Consider the following 8,971-nt stretch of genomic DNA (forward strand, 5'->3'; position numbering starts at 1 on the left):
TTAAATTTTACTCAAACCTATGCCGCTAATGGCAAGGTCTGCGAACCTAAATTATTTCTTTGCGGCGCCCGCTTTTGGACGTTTTGCGCCGTATTTAGAGCGAGAGACTGTTCTTTTCGCAACGCCGGCTGTATCAAGAGCGCCGCGTACGATGTGGTATTTAACGCCAGGCAAGTCCTTAACACGACCGCCGCGCACTAGCACGATGCTGTGTTCTTGCAGGTTATGACCTTCGCCGCCGATATAGCTGATGACTTCAAAACCGCTCGTAAGCCTAACTTTGGCAACTTTTCTCAACGCGGAGTTCGGCTTTTTAGGAGTCGTAGTATAGACCCTAGTACAAACTCCCCTTCTTTGAGGACAATTTTTTAACGCCGGAGATTTTGACTTATGAGTCAATTTCTTGCGTTCGTTTCTGACCAATTGATTTATGGTTGGCACAGTAATTCCTTTCAACTAAATTTATTAAAAAGGGTTGTATTCTATTTAAATTTTACTTAAATGTCGGTTAAAGGCGCTAATCTTGCTTAACCGCATACTTTCCGCTACCGCTAAGTATCACGCAAAGCGCCGATGCGATATAAAGGTACAAAATTTCAGCCCTCAATCCGCCGTGAGAAAGCGTTTCGAGCAAATTCGGATACGCGACGTAAAGTATAAACACGCTAGACGCGATTATTATGCCCGCCGCAAAGCGCGAATAAAAACCGATAATTATCATTAACGGCGCCAGCACTTCACCTACATACGACCCGTAAGCTAAAATTTCGGGTAGTCCCGACTTTGCGATTATCGTCTTTACTCCGCCTACGCCGTTTAAAATTTTGGCAAAGCCGTGAAAAAAAAGACAAATTCCAAGACCTAGTCTAATAAATAGTAATCCCAAATCATGGTTTTTCATAAAAATCCTTAAAACAAAATTTGAAGAGATTAAGAGAGTAAAATTTAAGATTAAGCCTCCGAAATTTTACGGAGGCTTAAAATTTTAAAGCTGTTTGATTTTAACTTTTTTGTCTTTATAAAGACCCGTTCCCACAGGGATCATACGTCCCAAAATAACGTTTTCTTTAAGGTCTTCTAAATAGTCGAATTTCGCCGCTATCGAAGCTTCGGTTAGAACCTTCGTCGTCTCTTGGAACGATGCCGCAGAGATCACGCTATCGCTTCCGATAGCCGCGCGCGTAACGCCTAGAAGTATCGGCTCCGCGATCGCAGGCTCTCCCCCCATTTTCATAATGCGCTCGTTTTCCTCTTTAAATTTATTACGAGAGATAAGATCGCCCACGATGAAATTCGTATTTCCGCTATCTACGATTTTTACTTGGCGAAGCATCTGAGATACGATGATTTCGATATGCTTATCCGCAATCGCAACGCCTTGGCGGCGATAAACTTGCTGAATTTCGCTAATCAAATAATAATGCAACGCCTTCTCGCCTAAAATTCTTAAAATATCGTGGCTCGAAATCAATCCGTCGGTTAGCTTTTCGCCAGCGTGTACGAATTCTCCGCTTCTTACTTGAATTTGACGGCTTTTCTCGATCAGATATTCAGCCGACGAGCCGTCTTCGGCTTCGATTATAACGCGCTCTTTTGAGCGGAGCGGCTTATCGAATCTCACAACGCCGTCGATTTCCGCGACGATCGCCGTATTTTTAGGCTTGCGCGCCTCAAATAGCTCGGAAACTCTCGGAAGACCGCCCGTAATATCTTTTGATTTTGCGACGGCTTTTGGAGTTTTAGCTAGGACGTCGGCTTGCGCTACCTCGGCTCCGTCGGAAACGAAAATCGCGGTCTTAGGATCGAGCTGATAGCGGATTAGCCCGTCTTTCGTAGCTACTACGATAGTCGGCTTCACGCCGCTAGGCAAGTATTCGTTGATGACCAATCGGCTCTGACCGGTAGCCTCGTCAAACTGCTCTGACGCGCTATATCCCGGCTCTATGTCCTCAAAGCTTACGACGCCCGCTTCTTCGGCGATAATCGGAGTAGAATAAGGATCCCATTCGGCGATAACTAACTTGTCGCTACTTTCAGGTAGCGCAATAATAGTCTTTGCGTCCACCGCGGAGTTGTCGTCTAGTTGGATTATGGAATTTCTAGGCACATAGTGGCGGACCGCCTCTCTGCCGTCTTTATCCGAAACTACGACGAATAAACCTTTCTCGGTTACTTTATAGCCTTTTTTAATATCCTTAACGCGGTCTAAATAATCGCCTTTTAAGATAAAAAATTTAATCACGCCGCTAGCGCCCGCCGAAATTTTCTGCGTAACCGGGTCTCCGTCCGAAATTTTAAGCTCGCCCGCAAACGGAATACGATTAGGCACGTTCCAGCCCTCTTTAATTATCTCGACGATACTTTCGTTTTCTTTGACCTTATCTCCGTTTGCGTAAGGCAGATATATTTTACCTTCGATTTTACCGCTAACGCCCGCTAGCTCGTTCGGCTTTGCTATATCGCTTCTGCGAACGGTGTATTTAGCTTCATCTTTTTTGCCCTTAATCGTAATATTTACGTCCTCGTGGGCAAATTCGATCTCGATTTTACCGTCGATAGGTGATTTAATTTTAGGCTCGACCAAAAGCACCGCCGCGCTTCGGCGATTGGCGACGATTCGCTTACCGTTGTTTTCATACGTATTTAAATTATAGTAGCGTATAAAGCCCTCTTTTTGCGCGACGACTTGGCGATCTTGCTGCTCGGTAGACGCCGTACCGCCGATGTGAAACGTTCTTAGCGTTAGCTGCGTTCCCGGTTCGCCGATAGACTGAGCCGAGATGATACCTACGGCTTCGCCCGGTTTTACCAACTTACCTTCGCCTAGATTTATACCGTAGCACTTAGCGCATACGCCTTTTGGCGCTTTGCACGTAATCGGCGTTCTAATACTTACGGCTTTTATGCCCGCCTCGCCTATCGCGCGCGCTTTTTCTTCGTCTAGTAGCGTACCTTCGGCGAATAAAATTTCGTTCGTTATCGGATCGATCACGTCGTCGGCTAGCACGCGACCCAGTACGCGCTCTTCTAGGCTTTCTATTAGTTCGCCGTTTTCGGTAATATCCGTAATCTCTACTCCCTCGTGAGTACCGCAGTCGTGCATAGTAACCTTTACGTTTTGCGCGACGTCGATTAGCTTGCGGGTTAAGTAACCGGCGTTTGCGGTTTTTAACGCGGTATCGGCAAGTCCTTTACGCGCACCGTGGGTCGAGATGAAGTACTCCATCATATTTAGACCCTCGCGGAAATTCGAAACGATCGGCGTCTCGATAATCGAGCCGTCCGGCTTCGCCATCAAACCGCGCATACCGGCTAGCTGGCGGATTTGCGCCGCAGAGCCCCTTGCGCCAGAGTCCGCCATCATATAAATCGAGTTAAACCCGCCTTTATCGCCTTGAATTAGTTTCATCATTTCGCTGGCTACGACGTTATTGGTATCGGTCCAAATATCGACGATTTTATTATATCTTTCCGAATCCGTTAGCAATCCGGCGCCGTATTGACGCTGAATTTCGCGAACTTTTTTCTTAGCTTCGTCGATATGTTTTTCTTTGCTATTAGGTACGATGATATCGGCGATCGAGATTGAAATACCCGCTTTCGTCGCGTAGCGGAAGCCTAAATTTTTAAGCTTATCTAGAAAATCCGCCGTTACTTCGAGTCCGCCGTTTCTGTAAACATAGTCGACTAGGCTTGCGATATCTTTTTTCTTCATGATTTTATTCCACATATTATCGGGAACAAATTCAGGAAGTATCGCGCGGAGTATCAGGCGGCCCGCGGTCGTAAATATTGTCTTACCGTCGACTACGGTTTTAATTTTTGCATGAAGACCTAGCGTGTGGGCTTCCTCAGCTATCATTACTTCATCGACGCCTGAGAAAATTTTATTTGCGCCTTTTTCGTCGCTACGCTCCAAGCTTAGGTAATAAATCCCTAGAACCATATCTTGGCTAGGAACCGTGATGGCCTTACCGCTTGCAGGAAGCAAGATGTTCATCGAGCTAAGCATCAAAATTTTGCACTCTGCGATAGCTTCCTGCGATAGCGGCACATGAACGGCCATTTGGTCGCCGTCGAAGTCCGCGTTAAATGCGGCGCAAACTAGCGGATGTAGCTGAATAGCCTTACCCTCGACGAGCACCGGGTGAAACGCCTGGATAGATAGTTTGTGAAGCGTCGGAGCGCGGTTTAGCATGACCGGATGGTCCTTAACGACCTCCTCTAAGCACTCCCAGACCTCGTTCGTCTTATCCTCTATCATCTTTTTAGCTTGTTTTACGGTAGTGGCGTAGCCTTTTTCTTCAAGGCGAGCTAGCAGATGCGGCTTAAATAGCTCAAGAGCCATACGCTTAGGTAAACCGCACTGATCCATTCTTAGTTTCGGTCCGACCACGATAACCGAACGACCCGAAAAGTCGACGCGTTTACCGAGCAAATTTTGACGGAAGCGGCCTTGCTTACCCTTAATAATTTCGGAAAGCGATTTTAACGGGCGTTTATTTGCGCCTTTTACGGCGTTTGCGCGGCGTCCGTTATCGAATAGCGCGTCTACGGCTTCTTGCAACATACGCTTTTCGTTGCGGATGATAATTTCCGGCGCATCGAGTTCAAGTAGGCGTTTTAAACGGCTATTTCTATTAATTACGCGGCGGTAAAGATCGTTTACGTCCGAAACCGCGAATTTTCCGCCGTCAAGGCTAACTAGCGGACGAAGATCGGGCGGTAGAACCGGCAGATTAGTAATCATCATCCACTCAGGGCGGTTGCCCGAATTTAAAAAGCTTTCTATAACTTTTAGGCGTTTGACGATAGTTTTTTTCTTGGCTTCCGAATTCGTAGATTCAATCTCTACTTTTAACTGCTCTAAAATTTGCATCAAATCAAGCTCGGCGAGCATATCGTGAATAACTTCGCCGCCCATCCTAGCGCTAAATCCGCCGTCCTCAAAACGAGACGCCAACATTTGATATTGCTCTTCGTTTAAAACGTCGTATTTTTCTACTTTTTTAGAATTCTCGTTATCGTAAAACGCGTCGCCGGAGTTTTCTACGATATAAGCTTCGTAATAAAGCACGCGCTCCAAATCTTTCATCTTTATACCCAGTAGCGTTCCTATACGGCTCGGGAGAGAATTTACGTACCAGATATGAGCCACTGGCGTAACGAGCTCGATATGGCCCATGCGAGAGCGGCGAACTTTCGAACTAGTAACTTCGACGCCGCACTTTTCGCATTTAATGCCCTTATAGCGCATCTTTTTATACTTGCCACAAAGGCACTCGTAGTCGCGGATAGGTCCGAAAATTTTAGCACAAAATAGACCGTCGCGCTCCGGTTTTAGCGTGCGGTAATTAATAGTTTCCGGCTTTTTGACTTCGCCGTAGCTCCAAGATTTTATCCTCTCGGGGCTTGCCAAGCGAAGCTGAAACGCTTCAAAATCGCGCGGCCTGCGTTCCTCTTTTATCTCAACGGGTTTTAAATTACTCATCTTCATTTGTTTCGTCCTCATCATATACTTCTACGTCTAGCGCCAACGATTTTAGCTCGTTCGTTAAAACGAAGAACGTTTCGGGAATCCCGGTTTCAGGTACGTTCTCGCCGCGCGTTAGCGCTTTATAGGCAGACAAGCGTCCTTCGACGTCGTCGGATTTTACGGTTAGCATCTCTCTTAGCGTATGAGCCGCTCCGTAAGCTTCAAGCGCCCAAACTTCCATCTCTCCGAATCTTTGTCCGCCGAAAAGCGCCTTACCGCCGACGGGCTGCTGCGTGACCAAACTGTAAGGACCGGTGCTTCTTGCGTGAACTTTTTCGTCGACTAAGTGGTGAAGTTTTAACATATACATACAACCGACGTTTACGCGCTCGCGAATTTTAGAACCCGTACGTCCGTCGTAAAGCTCAGTCTTACCGTCGCTATCGATTTTAGCCATTTCAAATAATTTAGCGAATTCATCGGCTTTTACGCCTTCAAAAATCGGCGTAGCGAACCTTACGCCTTTTGACCAATCTCTTGCGTATTCTAATAATTTATCGTCGCTCATCTTGCCTAAAACGTTTTTTGCATCCATTAGCTTCGATACGCTCGCGATCTCGATCATTTTAGCTCGTAAATTTTTAATCCATTCGCCCTTCTTTTCCTCGAAAATTTGGGCTATCTGCTCACCTAGCCTATAGCCGACGAGACCCAAGTGACTTTCTAAAATTTGACCTATATTCATACGAGACGGAACGCCTAGCGGATTTAGTACGATATCTACGATTTGTCCGCTAGGTAGATACGGCATATCGACTTCGGGAACGATATTTGAAACGATACCTTTATTTCCGTGACGACCCGCCATTTTATCGCCCACTTTTAGTTTGCGTTTGGTGGCGATATAGACTTTTACGAGCTTGACCACGCCGCTCGGCAAAATGTCGTCTTTTTCTAAAATTTCAATCTTCGCGTCGTGCTCTTCTTTTAGCTTTTTCTTTTCGTTTTGGAAGTAATTTTTAAGTTCGTCGTATTTTTTCTGAACCTCTTTTGAAAAGCTCTTTACGATAGCGTTTAGCGTAAACCGGTTAATATTTTCAAGGTCGGCTTTGTCTATTTTCGAGCCTTTTTTGTATTTTTTCTTACCTACTTCTTGCTCGCTAGCTAACTCGTTTTTAGATAGAAGCGACGTTACTTTTAGCATTTCTTCGCGGTCTAGCATTAACAGTCTATCGTGATGCTCTTTTTCTAAAAGCGCCTTTTCGTCCTCGTAAGCCTTATGCGTTCTAACGTCTTTTTCGTGGCCTTTTTTGGTAAAAATTTTGACGTCTACTACTACGCCTTCAAGCGATGCCGAAGCGTAAAGAGATTTATTTACGACGTGTCCGGCTTTCTCGCCGAAAATTGCGCGTAGCAAGCGCTCCTCGGGCGTCGGCTTGACCTCGCCTTTTGGAGAAACCTTACCGACTAGAATCATGCCGGGTTTTACCTGCGTTCCGATTTTAATAATCCCGCTCTCGTCAAGATGCATTAAATCTTCTTCTTTAATATTAGGAATATCTTTGGTAATCTCCTCGACGCCGTCCTTTAATTCGCGGGCCTCGATCTCTTTTTCATAAACGTGTACGCTCGTAAATTCGTCGTCTTTAATCATCTTTTCGCTAATTACGATCGCGTCCTCGTAGTTGTAGCCGTTCCAAGGCATAAACGCTATTAAGGCGTTTTTACCGATGGCTAGCTCACCTTTTTCCATACTAGGGCCGTCGGCGATTATTTGACCGGCTTTTACCTCTTCGCCCTTTTTAACGATAGGGTGCTGCGAAAAGGTCGTATTTTGGTTTGTGCGTAAATTCTTCTCGATAGAGTAGTGGTCTATATAAGGACCGGCTTCGTCTTCGCCCAAAATAAATATGTTTTTATTATCCACCTTCTCGACTACGCCGCTTCTACGCGCCTTTATGCTCTCCCAAGCGTCGCGGGCGATAATACTCTCCATACCCGTCCCCACGATAGGCGCGGTAGAGCGAAGAAGCGGTACGGCTTGGCGCTGCATATTCGAACCCATTAGGGCGCGATTCGCGTCGTCGTGCTCTAAGAAAGGAATGAGCGATGCGGCGACGCCGGCGATCATTCCCGAGCAAAGATCGATTAGCGTAACGTCCTCGCGGCGCGCAAGCACCATTTCGCCCTCTTTTCTAACTTCGATTAGATCCTCGATTATATAGCCGTTTTCGTCTAATTTCGTAGATGCGGGAGCGATTACGTTTCCCTCTTCTTGCGTAGCGGTTAAATATACGATTTCATCGATTACTTTTCCGCCTTCGACCTTTTTATACGGAGCCTCGACGAAACCTAGCTCATTTACTTTCGCGTATGTCGAAAGAGTGTTAATTAGACCGATATTTTGACCTTCGGGCGTCTCCACCGGGCAAATTCGTCCGTAGTGAGTCGGGTGTACGTCGCGCACCTCAAAGCCTGCGCGTTCTTTTACTAAGCCTCCTTCGCCCAAGGCCGATAAGCGGCGCTTATGGGTAACTTCGCTAAGAGGATTCGTCTGATCCATAAATTGGCTTAGCTGACCGCCCGTAAAAAATTCCATGATCGTGGCGGTTATCATCTTTGGATTAACTAAGTCGTAAGGCATGATTTCGTCTATATTATTGCTTAGACTCATAAATTTATCGCGGATCGCCTTTTGCATTTTTACGAAGCCTAGATGCAACTCGTTCGCCAAAAGCTCGCCGATGGAGCGAATTCGGCGATTTCCTAAGTGGTCGCGATCGTCGATATGACCTTGCCCGTTTTTAACCTTGATTAGATATTTTGCGGTTTTGATAATATCCTCGCTGGTTAATACCGTTACGTATTCGGGTACGTCAAGTCCGAGCTTGTGATTCATCTTCATACGACCTACTTTCGTTAGATCGTATCTTTCCGGATTAAAAAATATGTCGTTTACGAATACTTTTGCCGCCTCTTTTACCACCGGCTCGCCCGGACGCATTACCTTGTAAATTCTAATCGCGGATAGATCATTTTCATCGTCGACGCCCTCGGTTTGTTTTAAAAGCTTTAACGTCTCGTTGTCTGCGATAAAGGAATTTATGATCGCATCGTCGACGCCCGAAGCCGAGTTATTGATTATCTCTATACTCTCTTGCTCACTTAAAATTTTAACCAATTTATTTTCATCGAGCTGTGCTAGGGTATCGTAAATCACCTCGCCGCTTTCTTTATCGATAACCGGACTCGCAAGGTATCTGCCGATCAAAACCTCGGTCGGATATTCTACGAATTTTAAACCGTCTTCTATTAATTTATCAGCCTTTTTCTTAGTAAGGCGTTTGCCCGCTTCGTGTAAAATTTTACCGCTTTCGTCTTTTATGTCGTACTCGACCCTGCCTAAGAAATCGTCAAGATTAAACGGAGTTAAAAATTTATTGTTTTTTACGCTTAGAGTTTGGATCGGGTAAAATAATTTTATAATATCTTGTT

General features: G+C 45.7%; 4 protein-coding genes. All 4 read right to left on the minus strand.

Annotated features, from left to right (window positions below; all coding sequences use genetic code 11):
• Positions 1-51 precede the first annotated feature (51 nt).
• Positions 52-441, minus strand: a complete 390-nt coding sequence (gene rpsL / locus QZ147_RS06880; RefSeq protein WP_295148579.1) for a 30S ribosomal protein S12 — start codon at positions 439-441, stop codon at positions 52-54.
• Positions 442-517: 76 nt separating this feature from the next.
• Positions 518-901 (minus strand): DoxX family protein, encoded by a 384-nt coding sequence (locus QZ147_RS06885; RefSeq protein WP_295148581.1) that lies wholly within the window; start codon positions 899-901, stop codon positions 518-520.
• A gap of 84 nt (positions 902-985) precedes the next feature.
• Entirely contained in the window at positions 986-5,491 is a 4,506-nt protein-coding gene (rpoC, locus tag QZ147_RS06890) for a DNA-directed RNA polymerase subunit beta' (RefSeq protein ID WP_295148584.1), read from the minus strand.
• Positions 5,484-8,971: DNA-directed RNA polymerase subunit beta (gene rpoB / locus QZ147_RS06895; RefSeq protein WP_295148587.1), on the minus strand; the 3,488-nt coding region annotated here is incomplete at its 5' end. The genes rpoC and rpoB, both read right to left, overlap by 8 nt.

The sequence above is a fragment of the uncultured Campylobacter sp. genome (assembly GCF_905371695.1).
Lineage (GTDB): Bacteria > Campylobacterota > Campylobacteria > Campylobacterales > Campylobacteraceae > Campylobacter_A.